At 64.3% G+C, this 886-nt stretch carries 1 pseudogene; it reads right to left on the bottom strand.

From position 1 onward, the window contains the following. Positions 1 to 745: pseudogene (locus AC1D2E_RS35995) on the bottom strand (hypothetical protein); the annotation flags it as partial. Positions 746 to 886: the final 141 nt, after the last annotated feature.

Here is an 886-nt window from a genome sequence, read left to right as displayed (position 1 = left end):
CGTCGCCTTCGACGGTCGTGACACGGCCGTCCAGGTTGGTGATGGCCGTCGTGTTGCCGGCAACGTTGGTGTTGATCGTCGAAATGTCACCCTGGATCGTGGTGATGCTGCCTTCGGCAGTGCCCACGCGGGTGTCCAGTGCGCCGATCGCGTTGGTGTTCGCCGTCACGTTCTGGTTGGTCGTGAACAACTGACCGCCGTTCACCGCTTCCTTGCTGCCCGCCGCCAGCGTGCCGTCCTTCACGCCGCTCAGGGTGCGCGCGCCTTCGGTGCCGGTGAAGTCCACCGAGGTGCCCGCCTTGTCGCCTGCCACCGTGATGGCCTTGGTCGTCGCGTCCTGCTTCACCAGACCCACCGAACCACTGTTCAGGTTGTTGGTCAGGTTGGTCACGTCGCCTTCGACGGTCGTGACACGGCCGTCCAGGTTGGTGATGGCCGTCGTGTTGCCGGCAACGTTGGTGTTGATCGTCGAAATGTCACCCTGGATCGTGGTGATGCTGCCTTCGGCAGTGCCCACGCGGGTGTCCAGTGCGCCGATCGCGTTGGTGTTCGCCGTCACGTTCTGGTTGGTCGTGAACAACTGACCGCCGTTCACGGCTTCCTTGCTGCCCGCCGCCAGCGTGCCATCCTTCACGCCGCTCAGGGTGCGCGCGCCCGCGGTGCCGGCGAAGTCCACCGAGGTGCCTGCCTTGTCGCCTGCCACCGTGATCGCATGGGTCGTCGCGTCCTGCTTCACCAGACCCACCGAACCGCTGTTCAGGTTGTTGGTCAGGTTGGTCAGGTCACGTCGCCTTGTCGTGACACGGCCGTCCAGGTTGGTGATGGCCGTCGTGTTGCCGGCAACGTTGGTGTGGTGTTGATCGTCGAAATGTCACCCTGGATCGTG

This window comes from Variovorax sp. P1_H2, assembly GCF_056405295.1.
This window is presented reverse-complemented; position numbering and strand designations above follow the sequence as displayed.